Source organism: Microcoleus sp. T3_B1 (assembly GCF_036700445.1).
Lineage (GTDB): Bacteria > Cyanobacteriota > Cyanobacteriia > Cyanobacteriales > Microcoleaceae > Microcoleus.
Genome location: NZ_JAUBOX010000066.1, coordinates 1 through 22,428, shown reverse-complemented (window position 1 = coordinate 22,428; position 22,428 = coordinate 1). Strand labels below are relative to the sequence as shown.

At 45.2% G+C, this 22,428-nt stretch carries 12 protein-coding genes and 1 pseudogene; 8 read left to right on the top strand and 5 right to left on the bottom strand.

All coding sequences use genetic code 11. From position 1 onward, the window contains the following. A partial coding sequence (locus QT990_RS26515; RefSeq protein ID WP_333465942.1) for an Ig-like domain-containing protein occupies positions 1-3,624 on the bottom strand: 3,624 nt, incomplete at its 3' end. Positions 3,625-3,727: 103 nt separating this feature from the next. On the opposite strand from QT990_RS26515, the pseudogene QT990_RS26510 reads away from it, so the two are divergent. Next, positions 3,728-3,931: pseudogene (locus QT990_RS26510) on the top strand (tetratricopeptide repeat protein); the annotation flags it as partial. Here QT990_RS26510 and QT990_RS26505 read toward each other — a convergent pair. Then, positions 3,849-4,823 carry a hypothetical protein gene (locus QT990_RS26505; protein ID WP_333309434.1) on the bottom strand — a complete coding sequence of 325 codons (975 nt, stop codon included), beginning with the start codon at positions 4,821-4,823 and terminating at the stop codon, positions 3,849-3,851. The pseudogene QT990_RS26510 and the gene QT990_RS26505 sit on opposite strands and share 83 nt — an antisense overlap. Positions 4,824-4,979: 156 nt before the next feature. Further along, positions 4,980-5,849 (bottom strand): hypothetical protein, encoded by an 870-nt coding sequence (locus QT990_RS26500; protein ID WP_333465941.1) that lies wholly within the window; start codon positions 5,847-5,849, stop codon positions 4,980-4,982. 171 nt (positions 5,850-6,020) lie between these two features. On the opposite strand from QT990_RS26500, the gene QT990_RS26495 reads away from it, so the two are divergent. Beyond that, positions 6,021-9,641, top strand: a complete 3,621-nt coding sequence (locus QT990_RS26495) for a WD40 domain-containing protein (protein ID WP_333465940.1) — start codon at positions 6,021-6,023, stop codon at positions 9,639-9,641. Positions 9,642-10,069: 428 nt separating this feature from the next. On the opposite strand, the gene QT990_RS26490 is transcribed toward QT990_RS26495, so the two are convergent. Together QT990_RS26490 and QT990_RS26485 are read right to left on the bottom strand one after the other, a co-directional pair. Next, positions 10,070-10,942 (bottom strand): tetratricopeptide repeat protein, encoded by an 873-nt coding sequence (locus QT990_RS26490; RefSeq protein WP_445305453.1) that lies wholly within the window; start codon positions 10,940-10,942, stop codon positions 10,070-10,072. Positions 10,943-11,300: 358 nt separating this feature from the next. Continuing rightward, positions 11,301-14,558: an ATP-binding protein gene (locus tag QT990_RS26485; RefSeq protein ID WP_333465938.1), complete on the bottom strand. Its 3,258-nt coding sequence runs from the start codon at positions 14,556-14,558 to the stop codon at positions 11,301-11,303. Positions 14,559-14,954: 396 nt separating this feature from the next. Between QT990_RS26485 and QT990_RS26480 the strand changes: the two genes are divergently transcribed. The 6 genes from QT990_RS26480 to QT990_RS26455 all read left to right on the top strand — a co-directional run bounded on the left by QT990_RS26480 (position 14,955) and on the right by QT990_RS26455 (position 22,249). After that, a complete protein-coding gene (locus tag QT990_RS26480) occupies positions 14,955-15,890 on the top strand; it encodes a circadian clock protein KaiA (RefSeq protein WP_333465937.1) in 936 nt (311 codons plus the stop codon). A 188-nt stretch (positions 15,891-16,078) separates the two neighbouring features. Next, positions 16,079-16,393, top strand: coding sequence for a circadian clock protein KaiB (kaiB, locus tag QT990_RS26475; protein ID WP_236503428.1), 315 nt, complete (start codon positions 16,079-16,081; stop codon positions 16,391-16,393). A gap of 347 nt (positions 16,394-16,740) precedes the next feature. Beyond that, complete coding sequence (gene kaiC, locus QT990_RS26470) at positions 16,741-18,303, top strand: circadian clock protein KaiC (RefSeq protein ID WP_333465936.1); 1,563 nt, start codon at positions 16,741-16,743, stop codon at positions 18,301-18,303. A 942-nt stretch (positions 18,304-19,245) separates the two neighbouring features. Then, complete coding sequence (locus QT990_RS26465) at positions 19,246-19,488, top strand: EAL domain-containing protein (RefSeq protein WP_333145575.1); 243 nt, start codon at positions 19,246-19,248, stop codon at positions 19,486-19,488. A 323-nt stretch (positions 19,489-19,811) separates the two neighbouring features. Continuing rightward, on the top strand, positions 19,812-20,627 hold the full coding sequence (locus tag QT990_RS26460) for an alpha/beta hydrolase (protein ID WP_333465935.1): 816 nt from the start codon (positions 19,812-19,814) through the stop codon (positions 20,625-20,627). 5 nt (positions 20,628-20,632) lie between these two features. Then, positions 20,633-22,249 carry a diguanylate cyclase domain-containing protein gene (locus tag QT990_RS26455; protein WP_333300685.1) on the top strand — a complete coding sequence of 539 codons (1,617 nt, stop codon included), beginning with the start codon at positions 20,633-20,635 and terminating at the stop codon, positions 22,247-22,249. Positions 22,250-22,428: the final 179 nt, after the last annotated feature.

Here is a 22,428-nt window from a genome sequence, read left to right as displayed (position 1 = left end):
TGGCGTCGATATTGGCGTTGGTTCTGGATTGGGTGTTGGTGTCGATATTGGCGTTGGTGCTGGATTGGGTGTTGGTGTCGATATTGGCGTTGGTTCTGGATTGGGTGTTGGTGTCGATATTGGCGTCGATATTGGCGTTGGTTCTGGATTGGGTGTTGGTGTCGGGGTTGGAGTGGGATTAGGTGTTGGCGTGGGATTAAGTGTTGGCTCGCTGTCAGCTTTCACTGTGACGATCGCCTTGGCAGTCCCACTACCGCCATTGCTATCACTCACGGTGTAATCAAAAGTCGCCTCTCCAGTGAAATTGGTGGCAGGGGTGAAAACAACATTGCTGTTTTGGTCGAGTACAACACTACCGTTGTTGGCATTGCCAACCTTGCTAATATTTAGAGCATCGCCGTCTATATCGCTGTCGTTAGCCAGCAGGGTTGTTGAGGCGATCGTAACGGGAGTATTTTGATTGGTGGTAGCGGTGTCATCTTGAGCTAACGGTGCATCGTTGACGGGAGTGATTTCCAGCGTCACGATTTGGGAGTCTGTCCCTTCTTTACCGTCGCTGACAGTATAGCTAAAGGTTCCAGCCGCACCATTCGCATTTGCAACAGGAGCAAATACTAATCCTGTTAGCTTATCAACCGTTAAGGTATTTCCAACTGCCACTGCTGTATTATCAGCTAATCGAACCACACCTTTAGTTGTCTCTGGCAGCGCATCAATTGTAATAGTTAGTGGGTCGCTATTTGCATCAGTTGGTGCTGTAATATCCAAGGTTGTAGCGACGGCATCTTCTAAAATTGTTAGGGTTTTGTCATTATTTGCTATTGGTAGTTTGTTGCTAGATATCGGCGCGATATTAACATTCACGCTGGCAGTCGATGTAAAGTCAAAAAGGTCAAATGCCTTAGCTGTAATAGTTCTGGTGCCAACTGTCCCAGAAATATTGGCAAACGTAGCCTGATATTTGTTAGTACCTGTTGGAGCTGCGACAACAGTTTCGTCAGGAGCATCGACAACACCATTGCCATTGATATCAAAGGAAACACGCACTGACTTAATTGCCGAGTTGTCAGTTGCAGTTAGATCGACGGTCAAAGAACTACCAACGACTATTTCAACGCTAGGCGCTGGTTGGTTAATACTAACCAAGGGAGTTTCGTTATCAGAAGGGCCATGTAATTGTTCTATTGTTTCGCGGGTAATCTCTGACTCTTCAGAGTCCGGCAATTTCGTACCCATTTGGTATTCTTTACCAAAGCTATTTCCTAAATTGTCTAAATAGTTGGAGAAATCGAGTTTGATATGGCTCCAGTCATCAAAAGGCAGACTTCTCGAATAGTCTCGGACTAGCTGACCCTTTTCTCCTGGAAAACCCTGATAGATATAATTCATCAGGCTTTGGTAATTAACCTTGAGGTCGTAAATTGTTTTATTGTAACCGTCAGTACCAGGTGGGTTAGTTTTTAAATTATCAAATCCTCCGTGAAACAAGCCCAAATTATGACCTAGTTCGTGAGCCAACGTTTGCCCTTGGTAAAATCCTTTTACATAAGGGATTTCTTTCTTAGATTCAGGTGAACTCGGATTAGGAACGTAAGATAACTTGTTATTTTCTGGGCCGCGACTGCCTTTTAGAGAAATGATTAGGTCGTTGCCAGGAATAGAATAGCGTTCTTTGCTATCCGGAACAGATATTTCAGCCCAACCTGAATTTCCGGGGAACTGATAAAGATTATTTGAATCTTTTTTTGCAACCTCGTCTGCAAATATAGCATAATGGAAAGCTAGCTCTCGCGCTCGCTTGGTTGTTGTACCAAAGAAATTATTTTTGATACTTTCAAACGATCTGACGACTATAGGGCGACCCAACGGATCTGGATCTTTAAAAGTCACTGGCTCATCTGGGCCAAAGAAAACACCATGTATGTGGTTGCCAGTAACTGCTTCGGCAATCTCGTCGCCTCCTTGAAGATATAGCGGGTTGGGAGCACCTCCTGCCAAAGGACCCATATTTCGATAAAGGTTCTTTCCAGCATCAACGTGAACAGTGATGCCAGTGCTGCCATCTGGATTTTGCACGGGTGCATTGGCAAACATCTTTACCAAAAAATCGATCGCCTCTGGTTCTGGAGAAAAATCACGCTTCGTGACCAGATCCGGCTTCAACCAATCAATTTCTAGGAACAAGTCTTTGCGATCGGGGTTGGCTCCCATTGCTGCCAAGTTGAGATCTACAACCCCATCTCGATCGATGTCAATTCCATTAGTCTCCCAATCATCTAGCAAGCCATCTCCATCGGTATCCAGATGCTCGGCACGCACCACCATATCGCCTTTATCCGTAGAAACCCAAAAACCAAGCCTGTGGTCGCCTTGTTGTTGTTTGCTGACATCTGTTGTGGCTTTGCTGAGAGGGTCATAGACTGCGATCTTGTCAACTGTGGCGTCGTTAATCTTATCCCCTATTTGAATGGCAGGAATCGGACTGGTTTTATTAAAATCAAGTACCTCAGGCGGTGCGGTAGGAGATAGGGGTTTTTCCACTGCAACCCGAACCGTCCAAAGACCTTCTTGACCTGAGAAAAAGAAAGGTTTATTAGTGACCGGATTGTTGCGACTAGGTGTGTTTGGTGTACCAATAAAAGAAACAACGAAGCTATCGCCAGCAGTTATGCCATTCTCTCCCTTATCTAGGTAAGAGACAGCCACTCTACTGTCCAGATCGAAGCTATCTAAGAATATAGGAGCACCTGAGTCGTCGTATCCTAATTCCGCTTTTGGTTCCGTCGTGTTTTCTCCGGCAATCGGAATAAGTGTGCGAAGGCCAGATGGATCTTTAATGTTATTGATGCTGGCAAAAATACCAGGGCCCCTGCCTCGATCGCCTGCAAAAACAACGATGTTTCCATCATCACTAATACCCGGACTCATACCCAGTTTAGTAAATTTCCTGTAGGGAGGATTAGGACTAGAATTGGCGATATCAACAGACTTACCTAAGTCGTAATCAAACAACTTAATCGGCGAAGGCGGAGTAGTTCCATCCCCAAGCTTATTTCCAAACCGCACAACGATTTGTCCGTTGTCAGCAATCATGGGACGCGCTGCTACAGCAGATTGCGTTGAGAGTGGGGTTGTGTTATATCCAATCGATGCCTCAGTTGCTAATAACCTATTTACATCGTCTAAAGCAGAGAAAACTACTTGTCCCTTGTTGTTGATGCTTGGCTGGCTAAAGACGGTATCGAAAGAATCAAAAATACTGCCAGAAGTCGTTACAATATTTTCAAAATTTTCATCTTTTGTTGCTCCTGGATTGTCAGCATTCCTGACCCGAATTGCGCCGATAGCTTTAAAATCAGCACTTATCCGTGAATCGTGAGTTACGATTTTGTTGTCATTATTAATCTGAACAGCCCGTGTAGAATTAGCAGCTACAGAATTACTTCCTGTAATATCTCTAATTGCTTCACCATTGAACGGCCCAGCAAAAATATCAGTTGATATATCGGGAGTAGCCATAAAGGCTACGATACCCGCATCATTAATTGATGGGTTGTCTCCTATACTTTTCCATCCCAATGTATTTGCAGATGCAATGACATCGAATTTGTAGAAAGCGCTCATAAATTATTTCCTTAGTTTGTTGTGGTATTTGCATTACAGAAAATTTGCGATCGCCCTTCGCCATCCCTACTGACACAAGAGCGATCGCTGCGAAACTTGGTACAACCGAGGCATAGCATTGAGTAATTTAGGACGTACTGAAGAAGCAGAAGCTAGCTTTAAGCAAGCAGAGGTGCTGAAACCTAACCACCAGTTATATCATGTCCGATCGGGTTTGCGATCGTTTACAGGTGGTTTTGGATTGGGGTTACTGGTTGAGATGACTGGCTATTATCAGCGATCGCAGTTAGCTCATTTGCTCCTTTAGCCTGGATCAAGCAGTCCTTGACATTCCCAAACAACTTGCACTCTATAGTAGTGTCTTTGGTAAATTTCAGATCGATCGTTCCTTGGGGCTTAACTGATTTCTCGATCAATTCCTCCTCTAACTTTTTAAAAGCCGCGATCGCATTGTTTGCTTCAGCATTTACTCCTGTAACCTGCAATAGGATTTTTCTGACTTCCTCGAAATGACTGCGGTTTAAAACAGTGCCTTCTGGAATTATTAGATTGGTTGTTCCTTCCGGGCTGTCGGATTTTTTTTCGACTTCCTTTTCTAGGGTTTCAACAGCCGCGATCGCCTTGTCCATCTTAGCATTATTATTTTTCTGCTTGATTTTTCTTTTTTGTTCACTTGCCTCTTGCTGAGTGATGGCTATTAAGAATCGATCTTGCAAGGAACGGAAGACAGCAGTCCCTGCCGAACCAGCGACTAAGGACATTGCTAATAAACTCAATACGCTCGCTGGTTCGATAACCACCATAGTAGGAACAGCAGCAAACGCACCAATAATAATTCTGGAAAAAATGCCCAAATCAATTACATTGTCTACAGTAGCGTAAGCAAGTTTTGCTGCCAATTCATCCTCGCTGGGTGCGTGGGGTCGCTCAATATTGCCTTGCAGGTTCAGCAACTCAAAAATAATCCCGCCAACTCCTCCAGCAATTAGCGTCACTAAAAGCACTACATAAAATTTGGGATTGTCTAGAGACTTGCTTTTTAAAATTACTTCGACATCCCAATCTGTTTGGCCAACCTGAGTAGAAAGTGCTGGTAGCGATGCCGGCGGACTTGGTTTATCGCTCTGGGCGCAGGCATCTGTGACACCTATGCTACTGGCTAGGAATAACCCAATCAGAATACATTTTATGCGTTTCATATTTTAGTTTCTCACTTTGTGGAAAATTTTAGTTTTAGCGATCGCTTTCTACCATTCCCGATAACTAGGATGCGAGCGCACTTCGCCATCCCTACTGAAACAAGGGCGATCGCGTGTATTATTGAGGAGTACAGAATTGTGAGTAAGTATTTAACACTAATCAACGAATACATCTGCTCCTCCAGAACCTGTTAATCCAAACGTTCCTGGTTCTTTGTCACGGCCTTCTCTGGCAACACACCAACCACTTTCATAAACAAAGTTACCAGCAACATTAGTTTGGTTTGTTTCTGAGTTAATGACTACATTGTCCACATGATCGTAATTCCAATTATGTAAAATTTCATGAACTATTACGCCTGCCCAGGTATTTTTATTAAAACGAGGGTTTGACAAATTGTAAGCATTAAGGCTTAAGGCAAAATCCTTTGCTCTTTCGTTAGGTTGTTGAATAGTAAGGCCTAGAATAGCTTGTCCCAAAATCTTGTTCTCTTCATACATTTTACTAATATAAACGCGCCTGGGTCGTCCTAGTGCCCGGTCATTTACAGGATATTGAGTAAGAAAAATTTCAACAGCACCTTTAGGATTTGTACCAAAATAACCATTATTTACATACTTGCCAATACAATCATAAACTTCTTTGCGTTGTAACAGTTCTTGAGCTTGGGCTAGACTTTCCCATATTAGCTGGCGCTGTTCGTCAGAAAAACTTTTAGCAACTCGGGGAGCGGGAAATTTAGGCCAAGAATATGCACTTTTTGGGCTTGAATAAAAATCCTCTGGGTTAAAATTCTGTTCAACCGGACGACGTTGACGACGTTGACCCGGAATTGGTTTATTACGTTGGGATAAAGCGTCTGGTACAAATGAAGGATAGTCAGCCTGAACTGGCAGTTGTCTCCCGAGAAGACCAAGAAGTGATACAACCAAAATACTTACAGCAAGAATTAGCAATAATTTTTTATTTGACATTTTCATAAAATATCCTTCCCTTTTAATATTGAAATTCACTGGTTCAATCAACCTTGATTCAGTAATAACCCGGATGCGGCAGCGGTGTCTGTGAGTAAAAGTTATAAATAGTTATATCGTGGCTGCAAACTATACCAACTTTTAAGTATAATTGCTTAAATACCTGCACTTGGGGACAGGAACCACGACCCTTGCGCTCACACACCGGGTAATTTTAAATAAATGACGATCGACGAAGCACTGCTTTTCCTCGACTCAGTTCTCAAACAAGAGCACCTCAACGATATTCACATACTGGTATTGCGGCAGACTTGGGAAGGACACTCTTATCCAGATATTGCCAAAAGCGCGGGTTATGATGCCGAATATATTAAGTTTGTTGGGTTTCAGTTATGGCAAATTCTCAGTCGGGTATTCGGAGAAAAAGTCACCAAGAGTAACGTTCAGTCAGTTATGCGACGGCAAGCACAACATACACAATTAGCCGTGCCACTACCAAATAGCCAAATTAGTCACAATATCAACCAACAAATCGATCGCAGTGGTACGATCGCCGATCGACTTACAACTGATGTAACCAAACTCAACAAAACTATTAATTGGGGAGAGGCAATTGATGTTTCTATTTTCTACGGACGTGCAGAAGAATTAGCTTTATTAGAACAGTGGCTAATCGGCGATCGCTGCCGCCTAGTAACGCTGTTGGGGATGGGTGGCATTGGCAAAACCTCTCTGTCTATCAAGTTAGCAGAACGCATCCAAGAACAATTTGATTATATTATTTGGCACAGTCTCCGCAATGCTCCATTAATACTTGACTTATTGGTAGAATTGATTCAATTTCTCTCGAACCAAAAGGAAACGAATTTACCAGACACCTTAGATGCTAGAATCTCGCGACTGATACACTATCTGCGACAGCATCGGTGTCTGTTAATATTAGATAACGTCGAGTCTATTCTACAGGAAGAAGAACGCACGGGTTCTTATAGAGATGGATATGAAGGATACGGTCAACTTCTGCGATGCGTAGCCGAAATAAATCATAAAAGTACCCTGCTACTAACCAGTCGAGAAAAACCGATTGGTTTAGCCGCAAAAGAAGGAAAAAAGTTGCCAGTTCGTTCATTACAACTGACAGGTTTAACAACCCCAGAAGCACAGGAAATTGTCCAAGGGATTGCTTTTTTTCAAGGTTCAGACTGCGAATGGGATATTTTGAGATCCCACTATGCTGGAAATCCGTTAGCCTTAAAAATGGTAGCTCCAGCCATCCATGATTTTTTTGACAGTAGCCTGACCAAATATTTAGAACTTTTAAATCAAGGAACTTTAGTATTTGATGATATTCGGAACCTATTAGACCGACAATTTAATCGTTTATCAGATTTAGAAAAAAAGGTGATGTACTGGCTGGCGATCGATCGGGAGCCAGTCTCGCTGGGAGAGTTACAACAAGATTTTGTTTCAAAATTAACTGTCAAAGAATTACTAGAGGTTTTAGGTTCTCTCGTTAGACGTTCTCTCATCGAAAAAACCTCAGACGGCTACACTCAACAACCCGTCGTCATGGAATACATGACGGAACGATTAATCGAAAAAGTCTGCACTGAGATAACCAACAGCGAAATTGACCTTCTCAGAAGCCATGCTCTTCTCAAAGCTACAGCTACAGAATACCTTAGAGATACGCAAGCTCGTCTTATCCTTAAACCTATTGCCGATCGACTGCTTTTTACTTTTGAAAGCCAGCAACTTCTAGAAAACCAACTCAAACCAATTCTGGCATCACTGCGCGGTAAACTAACACTAGAAACTGGCTATGCTGCGGGTAATATTATAAATCTATTGCGTCAGATGCAGCCAGATTTAAGCGGTTGGGATTTTTCTAATTTGACCGTTTGGCAAGCTTATTTACCCGATACGAATTTGCATCAGGTAAACTTTGCTGGTGCTAATTTAGCTAATTCCGTTTTCGCCGAAGTTTTGGGAAGTGGTTTGTCAGTCGCTTTTAGCCCGGATGGAAAACTTTTAGCTTTGGGCGATACCAATGGTGAGATTCACTTGTGGCAAATGCCAGAAGCTAGGCTGCTGAAAACTAGCAAAGAAGACGGCAGCATCGTGTTATCCGCTGCTTTTAGTCCGGATGGGAAAACTCTTGCTACTGGCGGTAGTAACGGGAGGATTCGTTGCTGGGATGTTAGCAGTTGGTCGATTCGTCAAATATTGCAGGGAAATACTAGCACTGTGCTGGGAGTTGCTTTCAGTCCAGATGGCAAGATGCTTGCTAGTAGCATCGGTGATGGAACTGTGCGTTTTTGGGATTGGAGTAATGGACGATGCTTGCTAACTTTGCCAGCACACAAAAGTCAGGCTTGGTCGATCGCATTCAGTCCTCAAGGTAAGATTTTAGCTAGTGGCGGTGATGACGGAAGGCTCAAACTGTGGGATGTAGAGACGGGAGAATGCCTGAAAATGTTTGAGAGTGACAGCAGTCAAATTCGATCGGTGGCTTTCAGTCCAGATGGTAAAACGGTAGCCAGTGGCGGTGATGATTCTGCGATCGACCTCTGGGATATTAACACGGGTGAAGTCTTGAGGATTTGCTCTGGGCATTCACAAATAGTGGTGTCTGTTGCCTTTAGTCCTGACGGCCAGATTTTAGCAAGTTGCAGCGAAGACCGCAGCGTGAGATTGTGGGAAGTTGCATCCGGTCAGTGCCTAAAAACACTGCAAGCACACACCAGTCGGGTTTCAGCCGTCGCGTTTAATCCTGATGGCAAAACTTTAGCTAGCACTGGTGAAGACCGCACGCTAAAACTGTGGGATGTTAAAACAGGTCAATGTCTGAAAACACTTTACGGGCAAAGCAATCCAGTGACATCGGTAGTTTTTTCACCAGACGGTCACAGCTTAGCCAGTAGCGATCGCGCCGTCAGATTATGGAATGCTAAAACAGGAAAATGTCTTAAAAGCTTACAGGATGGACAGACTAATCGGTTGAAATCCATTGCTTTCAGTCCCGATGGACACTTGCTTGCAAGTGGATTCTATGACACTACTGTCAGGTTATGGGATGCTACGACTGGACAGTGCCTAAAAAGTTTACAGGGTCATTCAGCTTGGGTTTGGGGAGTCGCCATCAGTCCCGACGGTAAGACGTTGGCTAGTTTCAGTGGCGACCAGATTATAAAACTATGGGATATCAGGACAGGGCACTGTCTTTATACTTGCGCCGAACCAGAGGGCTGGGTGTTGGCAGTTGCGTTTAGTTTTTCAGGTCATATCCTCGCTTCTGCCACTGCTGATAATACGGTGAAGTTATGGAATATCAGTACAGGGGAAGTTTGGAAAACTTTTACCGGACATAGCGGTTGGGTTTGGTCTGTTGCCTTTAGTCCTGACGGTAATATCCTGGCAAGCAGCAGTAGTGACAGTACCATCAAATTTTGGGATATCAATACAGGAGAATGTCTGACCACCCTAGAGGGACATGACGGTATTGTGTCATCTGTAATGTTCAGTCCTGATGCTACACACTTGGCGAGTGGCGGTCATGACCAAACTGTACGAGTGTGGGATGTTAGCACGAATGAGTGCTTGCAAGTTCTGCGGGGACACGACAATTGGGTGTGGTCGGTTGCTTTTAGTCCAGATGGTCGAATTCTAGCCAGTGCCAGCCAAGATGAGACGATTAAGCTTTGGGATGCAGTAACGGGTGAGTGTAGCAAAACCTTGCCTGTTCCCAAACCTTATGAAGGAATGAATATTGCAGGTGTTAAAGGTTTAACTGAGGCGACTATTGCGACGCTCAAAACACTGGGGGCAGTTGAAGTAAGTTGATCGTGACTATAGCAATCCTAAATGATTCAGATACATTTGTAGGGGTAGTGCCCCCGTGCCTACCCCCTATCTATCGGGCAACCGGGCGTGGGATTGCCCCTACAATAATTATGCAAATGATTTAGGATTGCTATAATACCAAATCCGGGTTTACTACCCCTTTTTTTTTGTATTATTTGTCATTGCGAGGAAGGAAGCAATCGCAGAGACTAAGCGATTGCTTCGTTCCTCGCAATGATATCAACTCCGCTAGCATCGTCGGGCGTAAAATCGAATCAACAGTCAATACTCAACTATCATTCAGTTTTTCGACTCCAAGTTAACAGTCAACAGTCAACAGTCAACAGTCAACAATAATTCCGGTGCAACCGGAATTGATATGACGGAGGGGTAGTCATGATATTAAACCCGGATTTGGGATCGGGCGACTACATTGGAGGGGGTGGGGCGTCTTGAATTTTAGCCAGTGCTGCTTTCATTTCAGGAGTGGCTAGCAACTTTTGGGTATCTGCGATCAAACGATCGCCCCAGAGGTTTTCTTTGAGATATTCTACGGTAGCATACCGTTTGTCGAGTTTTAGAGCTGCTTCTCCCATCGCTAAGCCTTTTGCTTTGTCGCCTTTGCCGTAGAGTGCTACTGCTAGAGCTAGCATTGCTTCGGCTGCTTTGTCGTCGATCGCGATCGCTTCTTGCCAGCGTTTGATGGCGCTATCAACATCTCCCATTTCGTATTTGACTAATCCGATATTGTTGACAGCCGGCCAAAGATTTTTTTCTAAAGCAAAGGCTTTTTCGTATTGGGCGATCGCCTGATCGAACCGCTTCAGCTTATAAAAAGCATTGCCTAAATCAAATAATGCACCGGGAGTGTCTGGTTTTAGTTTTAATCCTGCTTGCAAATATTCGACTGCTTTCTCGTAGTTCGTTTTCCGAAAATGAGCTTCTCCCAAGACAAATTTAATTGATGGATTTTCTGGCGACAGAGATTGAGCTTGCCCCAAAGCTTCAATGCCTTTGTCAAACTGCTCGACTTGAAGGTACAAGCTACCTAACAAAGTCCAAGTTTGAGCATTTTTGGGGGCTAACTGTGTGGCGAGTTCGGCTCTGGGTACCGCTAGTTGGTACTGCTGGAGTCTGGCTAGCTGGACGGCTTCTTCTGCAAGGCTCAAGGCCGTTTGTTCGAGTTGGGCCGAGTCGATTTGCAGGGTGTAAGGCAGGAGTGCCTGTGCAACAGCAGGCTCGGGCATTGCCCCCAAACCGAGTGCGAGTAGCAGAGATATTAAAGGAATGCGATTAGGCACTGTACAGCCCCAGAAAAAAATATAAGGGTTTCTCGATCGCCTATAATAACTCATATTTTTGAGTTTTGATATTGCTTCTTGACTCGCAACACTTCTGGGTTTTCATTTAAATACTTCTCAAATTATGTTGGCACTCAGGATAGCCGTTTTTCTTCACTATTTTATAGACGACTGAGAAGGTCACTACAAACAAGCTAAGTTATGAGCTATTATAAAGTTGAATCAGTTAATAAATAAGGCTTCGCGGTTGTCAGTTAAAGCTCTACAAAATTCTGTTTTAGCTCATAAATAATAGTTTATTTTTACTGATTTATAAACGAGTTAATTCCGCACTACAAACCTGGTAAATCCTTCATTTTCACGAGCTTGAGTGAGTTAATAAAGCCTGTTGAATTTTATCTAACAATTGTGCTGCCGATAAGGAAGAAGGCAAAATTTTGGCTGATACTTCTTGCAGTAGAAAGTCGATCGACTCGGATTCCGAATTTACGGCAGACCGATAATCCCAGACTAAAATTGGCAGTTTTACTGCCATTTGGCGCAGGTTGGATAGCGCCTGCAGCATAGCGGTTGATTCTGAGGGGGCATCTCGCAAACACAGCAAAACTAAGTCAACGCTTTGATATTGCAACTGCTGCAAAACTTCTGTCCAGCAGGGAGCGATCGACCCTCGAAATCCTGCGGTGTGGATGTACTGGATCAAAGCTTGAAAGTTGGGAGTAGAAAACTGGGAATTGGGGAGGGGAATCTCGGCATTTGTCGATCGATCGCCATGTTCCAATTCTTCCGTTGGGTTCCCCCCAGAAGAGGAGTGCAAATCGGGTAAAGTCGAAATGTCGGCAAATAAAATGCTGGGCTTCCAACTCATGCCCGCAGCAACTTGAATTACTTGCCACAAAGCACTTGGTATTAACCCGGTTGGTGAATTTTCACCGTCGTCGGGACTGCTAGTGGCTAAACAGGGAAATACCGACAATCCTTTGACTTGATTTGCCAGTTGCGTAGTTCGGGAGTCTAAAGTCACCAAGGGGAGAGAACCCAAATTTCGAGACCGACTTAACTGTTCGATAAAAGCTAAGGGGTTTTGCAGTTGACTTGTACCATCCAAGACGATCGCGTCGGGCCGCCAAATTCTTGCCACGAGTTCTGCTTGGCCGAGGTCGTCTGCTTCTAAAACCCGGCAGTAGTTGGGGTTGAGCAGTAAAGCGGAACCTTGAGACGAACTGTTTTGCGGGCTGAGCCACAACACGGTTAAAGGACTTTTTACTTTCGGGCTACTAGCATTACTTTTGCCGATCAAGTCTCCCAGCAGCCGCCGCAAAGCGGGTTCTTCCACCGGCAAGCTCAAAAAGCCTTCGGCCCTGTTGACACTGGCCCGTTCTTTTTCGCCTCTGGTGGCCGTGACGATCGCCGGAATCGATCGGGTATCCGGGTCACTCTTGAGCAGCGTCAGCACGTCCCAACCCGACAGCAGTGGCAGCAGCGGGTTGAGGAAAATCGCTTCGGGACTGAACCTACGAGCTTTTTCCAGCGCTTCGGTGCCGGAACGGGCGACTATTACTTGGTAGCCCAAACCTGAGATGACGTTGGTTAAATCTTCGATATATTTGGGAACTGCTTCGACTATTAATACTAAACGAGAGCGAGAATTGGCGATCGGAATCTGATATTGGGGTTTTAATAATTCTTCCTCAGCGGCTCCCGGTGCCGGGACTTCTTCACTCCTATTTCCCGGAGGATTTGGTGGCAGCAGCAGGGTAAATTGAGAGCCTTGGTTTTCGGAGGAAATAAACGAAACGTCTCCGCCGTGGAGCCGAGCTAGGCGTTGAGTCAGTACCAGTCCCAGTCCGGTTCCTTGAAAGCGCCTGGTAAGGGGGCTTTCTAGCTGTTGGAATTTCTGAAATATCAGGTGCTGTTTGTCGGTGGGGATGCCGATGCCAGTGTCCCAAACTGTGAATGCGATCCAGCCTTCCCAAACATTTACTTTCAATCCGATTTTGCCGCCGAGTTCGGTGAATTTTAGGGCATTGGAAAGGAGGTTAACCAGCATTTGCCGCAGCCGCAGTTCGTCGGCAATTAAGTGGCTCAGTCCCGGTTCTATTTCGAGTGTAAATTCTATTTGGGCGGATGGTTCTGCGTTTGCTGTACCGTCCGTTGTGCTCGGAACGGGAGGGTTTTTTTCTTCTTGCTGTTGCAGTTGTTTTGCTTGTTCAAAGGCTCTTTGGCAGGTTGATGCTATTTCGACCGGTTCGGGAATTAGTTCTAGCTGCCCGGTTTCCATCCGGGTCAAGTCTAAAATGTCGTTAACTATTGTCATCAAATGCCGCCCGCTTTTATGGATTAGTTTGGCGTAGCGTGTTTGGCGATCGTTGAGTTCTCCGATCAATTTATCTTTGAGGAGGCTGGACAAACCGAGGACGGCGGTGAGCGGGGTTTTTAGTTCGTGGCTGATGCAGGATAAAAATTCGTCTTTTAGTCGGTTGAGGTGGATTAAATCTGCGTTTTTCGCTGCTAGTTCTTTGGCGACTAAATGTTCTTCGGTGACATCTTGTCCCATTACTAAAATTAGCTTGTCTGAGAGCGGCTGTTTGACAAATTGCCAGATCCGTTCTTGACCTTTTTGTAGGGGGCACTCGCAAATGTAGGTGTCTGGTTTGCCGGCGGTGGGGCACCAAGCTGGAGCGGTTAAGGTTGAGGGGGAGGCGGCAGCGTACAGGGGCAGCGGGCAACTGGCGGCTGCGGTTGAATCACGCGCGGCGAAGCTATCCCGCAGGGAATCGTCCGATCTACTTGCTCCTACTAGGCTCCTGGACTCTTTGGTGATGGCCTCTAACTGCACGCTATTGTATTCGCTTGTTAAATGGCTTGGTTTGCGGGGCGAGTGTTTACCCAAATTTGCTGCTGGTTCTGGAACTGGTTCTGGGCCTGCTCCCAGCAAAATCCGCCACGCTGCGTTTTGACTGACTATTTGTGCGGTAGGGGTTTGCAATCTCAGGGGCAGGGGCAGTTTTTCCAACAGTTCCACTAGGGAGTTCAGGTTTTCCGAAGGTTTCAATCCTGCTTCTAGAAAGCGCACTTGAGCGCCTAGGGCCGTGGCGATGGCTTCGGAAACCGGCCTTAATTCGATTTCTTTGACGGCTGTTGCCTGCTCTGGGAGGCTGCTGAGAGAGCTGCTGTTAAGTGCGGCGAATTGCAGCAGGCTCAGGCTGTCTAGCATTCCTAAAAATTGACCGCTGGCATCTGTGAGGGCGATCGGGTTGTTTGATGAAATGCCTGCGGTTTGACGGTTTGGCCGGGCTGGGGTGTTCGGTTCCTCTGTTTGCAGGTACTGCCAGAATTCGCTGACGCTCATAGCGGCGGGTAATGCCCTGACTGGTTCGATCGCGATCGGGCTTTCTGACAAAGGTTGCTGCCCGTCGTTTGTGCGATCGGCTCCCCAAGCCCAAAGGCTGCGGAGGTACACTAATCCCAGCGGCTGTAACTGTTCGTTGACTACTGCGACTCGATCGCAGTTGCAGGATCTGAAAATTGACTGCAGCGATTCTAGCGCACCCGTTTGGAGGCACAGCGGCACTGGATCTATAAAATTTTTGAGACTGGGGGTGGTGACTGGCATAACAAACCTGAGAGTCTGCTCGCGAGAGCAGTAATATTTTTGATGCTCAATGTAGCTGCGAATTTCTGTATCTTATTTGTTTTATATCAGTTCGCTATCAGGCTCGGTATCCGCACCGAGACCGGGGAGTCCGATGCCTACACCTGATTTGAGGCGACTAGCAATTATTTTAAGGCTTAAGCTTAATTGCAGAAATCACGCTCAGGGTGCTTGACACAAAAACCACGGAGTAGACTTTGATTCTTCCTCTTGTAGAAGCGCATCACTTATTTTGCGGTTAAGATTGGTTAAAATAAATGTTGAGATGATTGTTAAAATGTTAAGTTTTTTGTAAAGGAGATATCAACTCTGAGCGATCCAGCACTTTCAGGCAACTTAGGTGGTACACCTACAGCTTTGCTTCCTCAACTGTCTATCGGTATTTTTGTCCGCTCTGAGGAAATCGCAGCCTCTGCGATCGAGCTTTTGAGAGCCGAACGCTATACTTTAACGCACATTAAGTCGGCAGTAGAGCTTTTGGGGTTCCTTAAGCACAATTATCACCTTGATTGTTTGGTTTTGGAGGTGGATGGGGATCTGCGATCGCTTCTGGGCAAGCTGCAAGAACGATCGCTCTTTTTGCCTGCTGTGATTTTTTCGCCTCACGCGCAGGTAGATGGCAGGCCCGAAGCACCATATTCAGATGGTTTTGAGGCGGCAGCCTGTACCGCCAACAAGAGTCTAGACGAAAGCTGTGCTTTTTTTTATCACCCTGCTGAGGTGCAACTGGCAATCGCTCGAGCGAGCGAAATAGCTGCAGGTATCGATCGGGCGATCGCACAATTTCTGAAGCTTTCAACTCCGGTTCCTGTCAATTACCAATCCGTAACAATCGATGCGACAGCCCAATTGACTGCTCAAAGTTTGCTCAGCCGACAGCAGCGGCGGCTGGCGGAAAAATTACGGGAGCGATTAGGATACTTAGGTGTGTATTATAAAAGAAATTCCCAGATTTTTTTGAGAAATCTGTCGGGCCCAGAGAAACAAAAGTTTTTGGAGCAACTCAAGTCAAGTTATCGCGGCATCGTTTTGAATTATTTTTCTCAAGATGCTGCGGTCAACAATCAAATAGATGAATTTGTGAATTTGGCTTTTTTTGCTGACGTTCCCGTGACTCAAATTGTAGAAATTCACATGGAATTGATGGACGAGTTTGCTAAACAGCTAAAATTAGAAGGACGCAGCGAGGAAATATTGCTTGATTACCGTTTGACCCTGATTGACGCGATCGCTCATATGTGCGAGATGTATCGGCGATCGATTCCGAAAGAAACATCTCAAGGTAGAATGTAGCAGGGATTCGGCCTAATTTAAGAAAGAAAAGGTAGGAGGTAGAATCTAACAAAAAAGAAAGGAGCCGACCAACGGCCGCGCGAGCGCGAGGCTGCAATTATTATAAAATAACAAAGAACAGCGGATTTAAGACAAATAACAACTACAACTAACATCTGACAACTAATACTCAACATTTTAAAAAGTTCATGAGTCCTCTGAAGAAAACCTACGTTCTGAAACTGTACGTTGCGGGGAATACTCCCAACTCAGTGCGAGCTTTGAAAACCCTAAAGGACATCCTAGAACAAGAATTTCAAGGAGTCTACGCGCTGAAAGTCATAGATGTTCTCAAAAATCCTCAGCTAGCAGAAGAGGACAAAATATTGGCAACCCCGACGCTGGCAAAAATCCTGCCGCCGCCGGTGCGAAAAATTATTGGCGATTTGTCCGATCGCGAGAAAGTTCTGATAGGATTAGATTTGCTCTATGAAGAACTTCGCGAAGAAGACATGAATTCATAAGATAATCAGGTAAGAGTCAGTCGATTTTAGATTTGAGACTTCTGTTTGGCGTGAAACGTTCGGCGAGGGCGAGCGTCGAAGCGTCGAGTCCCGCGATCGTCGAACGATTTTAGATTTTAGATTTACTCAACAGATGAATCGGGGAGGTTGAACAAAAGTCTAAAATTTTTATCTTTCCACGACAGGAGTACGTGGGAGGGTATCGGTTTTTGGGGGGGGTCATTAGTCAGCAGTCAGCAGTCATTAGTTATTGAGCAAGAGCCAAAACTAAAAGCTGGGTACAAAGACTCATGATCGGCGGTTAATGAGTGACAACTAAAGAATACTGAGAGTTGACAAAAATCGACATGAATGAAATTAGTCAAACGGTTCAACGAAAAGGATTGGTAACGCCAGGAGTTGAAAAAATTCGCACGATGATTGAGGGTTTCGATGACATCAGTCACGGCGGAATGCCACTCGGCAGAACCACCCTAGTCAGCGGCACGTCAGGAACGGGAAAAACTTTATTTGCCGTACAATTTCTCTATAACGGAATTACCCATTTTGACGAAGCGGGAGTGTTCGTAACTTTTGAAGAATCTCCGACAGATATTATTAAAAATGCTTGCAGTTTCGGTTGGGATCTAGCACAGTTAATCGAGGAAGGCAAGCTATTTATTTTGGACGCTTCCCCCGATCCGGAAGGTCAAGATATCGTAGGAAATTTTGATTTATCAGCCTTAATCGAGCGAATTCAGTACGCCATTCGCAAATACAAAGCCAAGCGGGTTTCTATAGATTCGGTGACAGCCGTATTTCAGCAGTACGACGCTGCATCGGTGGTGCGCCGAGAAATTTTTCGCTTAGTTGCCCGCCTCAAACAAGTAGGAGCAACTACAGTTATGACTACGGAACGGGTGGAAGAATACGGCCCGGTGGCTCGGTTTGGAGTGGAAGAGTTTGTGTCGGATAATGTGGTGATTGTTCGCAACGTATTGGAAGGAGAACGCCGCCGCCGCACCATCGAAATTTTGAAGTTGCGCGGTACAACTCACATGAAGGGCGAATATCCTTTTACGATGACTAATGACGGAATTAATATTTTCCCATTGGGGGCGATGCGATTAACTCAAAAGTCTTCAAACGTGCGGGTTTCTTCGGGCGATAAAACTCTCGACGAGATGTGCGGTGGCGGCTTCTTCAAAGACTCAATTATTTTGGCTACGGGTGCAACGGGAACCGGCAAAACGCTGTTGGTGAGCAAGTTCTTGCAGAATGCTTGTATGAACGGCAATCGGGCGCTGCTTTTTGCCTATGAAGAGTCGCGGGCCCAGTTGTTCCGCAATGCTTATTCTTGGGGAATTGATTTTGAGGAAATGGAAGAGAAAGGACTGTTGAAGCTGCTGTGCACTTACCCGGAATCGGCGGGTCTGGAAGACCACTTGCAGAGTATTAAATCAGAAATTGCTGAGTTCAAACCTTCTCGAATTGCTATAGACTCGCTGTCGGCGTTAGCTAGAGGTGTCAGCAATAATGCTTTCAGGCAATTTGTGATCGGAGTGACAGGTTTTGCGAAGCAGGAAGAAATAACCGGCTTTTTCACGAATACAAGCGACCAGTTTATGGGTTCTCATTCGATTACGGACTCCCATATTTCTACGATTACTGACACGATTATCATGTTACAGTATGTAGAGATTCGAGGAGAAATGTCGCGGGCAATTAATGTGTTTAAGATGCGCGGTTCGTGGCACGACAAAGGAATTCGAGAATACACAATTACTGAAAGAGGGCCGCAAATTAAAGATTCGTTCAGTGGTTACGAACGGATTATCAGCGGTTCTCCTAGTCGGATTACGATTAATGAGAAGAGTGAGCTATCCCGGATTCTTCAGGGTGTGCAAGGTCCAGACGATGAGGATATTTGAGAGTTAGCAGTAATTCGTCATTGTTAAAAGTAGGTTGGGTTGAGCTAGGAAACCCAACTTTTTTAATTTGAGGACTTTGTGAACATTTATAGCAACCGCGACAATGTTTGGGAGGTTTTTAAGTGCTAAAATATGAGCTTTTATTGCCTTCTTCATCAGCGCCTTTTGCTGTAGCAATCCCACTAAATATAGCCTTTCGAGCTCTCATATGAGGTACTCATGGGCATAGGGCATAGGCCTCCGTGGGCATAGGGCATACCTCACTTTTTTGAGAACCGCTATAGGTTGTGGTAAAAATCTAGGGGTAAGCTGTTGTGCCTCTAAATTGTATATTTCAATGACATCTCAAAAATCATCAAATTCTGTCCCAATCCGATTGTCGAACATACCAGAAAATCTTTCTGGCCTAGCAGCTTAGTGCCGCGTCGTGCCTATCCCTACTACCCCTAGATTAGCGGAACCACGGGGGATTGCCTTTACAAAAATATTAAGACTAATTTTATTATTAAAAATCATCACCTTGGCGATCGCAAATCTCTGGAATTGTGCTTGGAAAGCCAATACTTGCTGTACTATCAACCTCAGCTATATTGGCACAGAGGTAGCCTTCCTCGTGTTAAAGTTATAGTAGGAGGGTATTCTCCTGAACTAGGTTGGATTCATCGCCATCATGTATTCCCATCGCCGAAAAAACTGGATTGATTTTGCCCGAAGAGCAAATGGGTTTTAGAGCAAGCTTGCTGGCAATATCAGCAGTGGCTAGCAGCAGGACTAATTCTTCCTAATATGGCGGTGAATCTGTCGGCACGTCAACTCAGCCAACCGACTTTAATCGCTAAGAGCGATCGCACTGTTGAGCGCACCGAAAAGAAACCGAAATATCTCTAGCTATAGATTACGGGAACGGTAATGATGCTTAATGTTGACATTACCTAAAATCTTTTGAGCCAATTATCGGAGCATGGTATGGGGATTTTTGTCGATGATTTTGAGACTCCCTATGCTGCTTTTAACAATCTGAAAAATGTTCCCGTGAAGTCGCTCAAATTTACTCGCTTATTTGGGTGTGATTTAGCCAGCGATCCGATCGCTCGCTCAATTGCCAAAGCCCTAGTTGCAATGGTACATCGCTTAAATCCGATCGCAATTGCCGAAGGAATTGAAACCCCAGCGCAATGGCAATAGTTACAAGCCTCGGCTGTGAAATCGGGCAGCGTTATATGGGGAGCATCTCATATTTGTAAAAACACTTCTTCTGGCTCCTTCCTTCTTCCTTCTGACTCTTTTCTCCTGGCTCCTGACTCCTGACTCCTAACTCCAATTTCTAGCGGAGGGCTGCTTTCATTGAGATGCTCCCGTTATATGTTTAGCCAGCCTGTCAGTGCTGAGGTTGCCACTCAATTAATCCGACATCCTGAATTGTTGTCTACCACTATGTGGGATAAGCAATCCTCCCTCATAAAAGCGCGCAAAAGTCTTATAATCAATTTAATGCTCGTGTTGCTCAAATGACTGACAAATTTTTTTTACGGAATAATATAAAATTGTTTGGACAAGGCACCCAGACCATAATGTTTGCTCATGGATTTGGGTGCGATCAAAATATGTGGCGTTTCGTAACACCGGCCTTCGAGAAGGACTACAAAATCCTCCTATTTGATTATGTAGGTTCGGGACAGTCGGATATTAGTGCCTACAGTCCTGAACGGTACAGCCACATCAATGGCTATGTTCAGGATGTCCTCGATATCTGTGAAGAATTGGCGTTGACGGATGTGATTTTTGTCGGTCATTCTGTCAGCAGTATGATCGGCCTTCTGTCCTCAATTCAAGCTCCTAATTACTTTAATCGCCTGATTTTCGTAGGGCCTTCACCCTGCTACATGAATGATTTACCAAATTATTACGGAGGGTTTGAGCGCAAAGATATTGAGGATCTCCTCGAGATCATGGAGAAAAATTACATTGGTTGGGCAAGCTTTATGGCGCCAATGGTGATGCAGAATCAGGATCGTCCTGAGTTAAGTGAGGAACTTGAGGCAAGTTTTTGTTCCACCGATCCGGTAGTTGCAAGTCGCTTTGCCGAGGTAACTTTTTACTCTGACAATCGCAGTGATTTACCGAAGGCCTCAGTACCTTCACTGATATTGCAATGTAGTGAGGACATGGTAGCTCCCACCGAGGTAGGGCATTATCTCCACCGCCACCTGCCTAAAAGTACGCTACGGCTGATGAAAGCTACGGGACATTGCCCGCACATGAGTCATCCACAAGAGACGATCGACATGATTAAGGAGTATTTGAGTGTACCTCATACTACCTGAGTTGTATGGCAAACATGACCTATCAGATAGACGAGCTACTAAACACGTCACCCTGTGGATTCCTCTCGTTTGCTGACGATGGTACGATCCTAATGGTCAACGCCACATTAGTGCAATTACTCGGACACGAACCCGATGAACTGCGGGGACAGAAGATGGAATCCATTCTGCCGATCGCCAGCCGGATTTTCTATCAAACCCATTTCTTCCCCCTGTTGAAGCTCCACGGTAAAGTAGAGGAAATTTACTTCTCATTAAGGTCGAAGGAGGGTAGTGAGATACCCATGCTGATCAACGCTGTGCGTCGAGAGAAGGGAGGAAGCTTCATCAACGATTGCATCTTGATCTGTATCCGCCAGCGTATCCTGTACGAAGGTGAAATTATTAAAGCAAAAAAAGCAGCCGAGGCAGCTATTCTCGCCCAAAAGCAAGCGGAAATCGCCCTGCGGAAACAGTACGACAAGGCGATATTACTTCAAGAAATTACTCAACACATCCGTCAATCTCTTGATTTGTCTACAATTTTTGAGATTGCTTCCCAGGAGATTCGCGTGTTTCTTGATGCCGAGCGCGTCGGCATATTTAAGTTCTATCCTGACAGTAATTTTGGATATGGTGAGTTTGTTTCAGAATCCGTAGGCGAAGGATGTAAATTGGTAAGCAAAAATCAATTTAACGACCCGTGTGGTGGTGAACCATATCCTGATTCATATCAAGAATGGAGAATGCAGGTAGTTGAAAATATCAATAATATTGACCTTCAACACTGTTACCGCGCTCTTTGGAAACAATTTCCGGTTCGGGCTAATTTAGTTGCGCCGTTGCTCAATGGACAAGATTTGTGGGGGTTGTTATGTATTCATCAATGTTCTGCTCCTCGGCAATGGGAAGAATTTGAAATTGACCTTGTTAAACAGATTGCTAATCAGTTAGCGATCGCAATTAAACAAGCGGATATTTTTCAGAAGTTGCAGAAGGAATTGGTAGAAAGGCAGCAGGCTCAAGCGCGCATGAGAGAAATTAATCAACAACTGGCACTCTCTAACGAAGAACTAGCCCGCGCTACTCATCTCTTAGAACAAGTGGTAAATATTGATGGGTTGACTCAAATTGCTAATCGCCGCTGTTTTAATGACCGCTTAGAGCAGGAATGGCAGCGGCTATACCGGGAACAAAAACCTATTTCTCTTTTGTTGTTTGATGTGGATTATTTCAAACGCTATAATGATTGCTACGGTCATCAAATGGGGGATAGTTGTCTGTTCAAACTTGCTCAGACTGTGCAAGAAGTGGTCTACCGTCCGGCGGATTTAGTGGCGCGTTACGGCGGAGAAGAATTTGCCATCATTTTGCCTAATACAGATATTGAAGGAGCGAGTTCGGTGGCCCAACGGATTCACGCTGCTATTCAAGCTTTACATATTCCTCACAAAACCTCTGATGTGAGCGATGTAGTTACTATTAGTATGGGTATCGCCAACTTGATTCCGATTTCGGAACTATCATCGGCTGACTTGATTGCGATCGCCGATCGTTCACTCTACCGTGCCAAGCAACAGGGGCGCAATCAGTCCGCGACCTGCGACTACAGCGGCGATTCGATTTTTGACACTGACGCTTAAATCACATTGACACCGAGGACAAAAATTTGTCCCCGGTCTCTCAAAATCAGTCATAAAAAATACTCGGTAAGTGGGAAACGAGCGTGGCTTCAGCCCGCTCGTGGAAAACGACACGGCGATTTCAATCGCCTTGAATCCCCTTGCGGGGTTAGAGGGGTATGGTTGCCCCTCTATGGAGA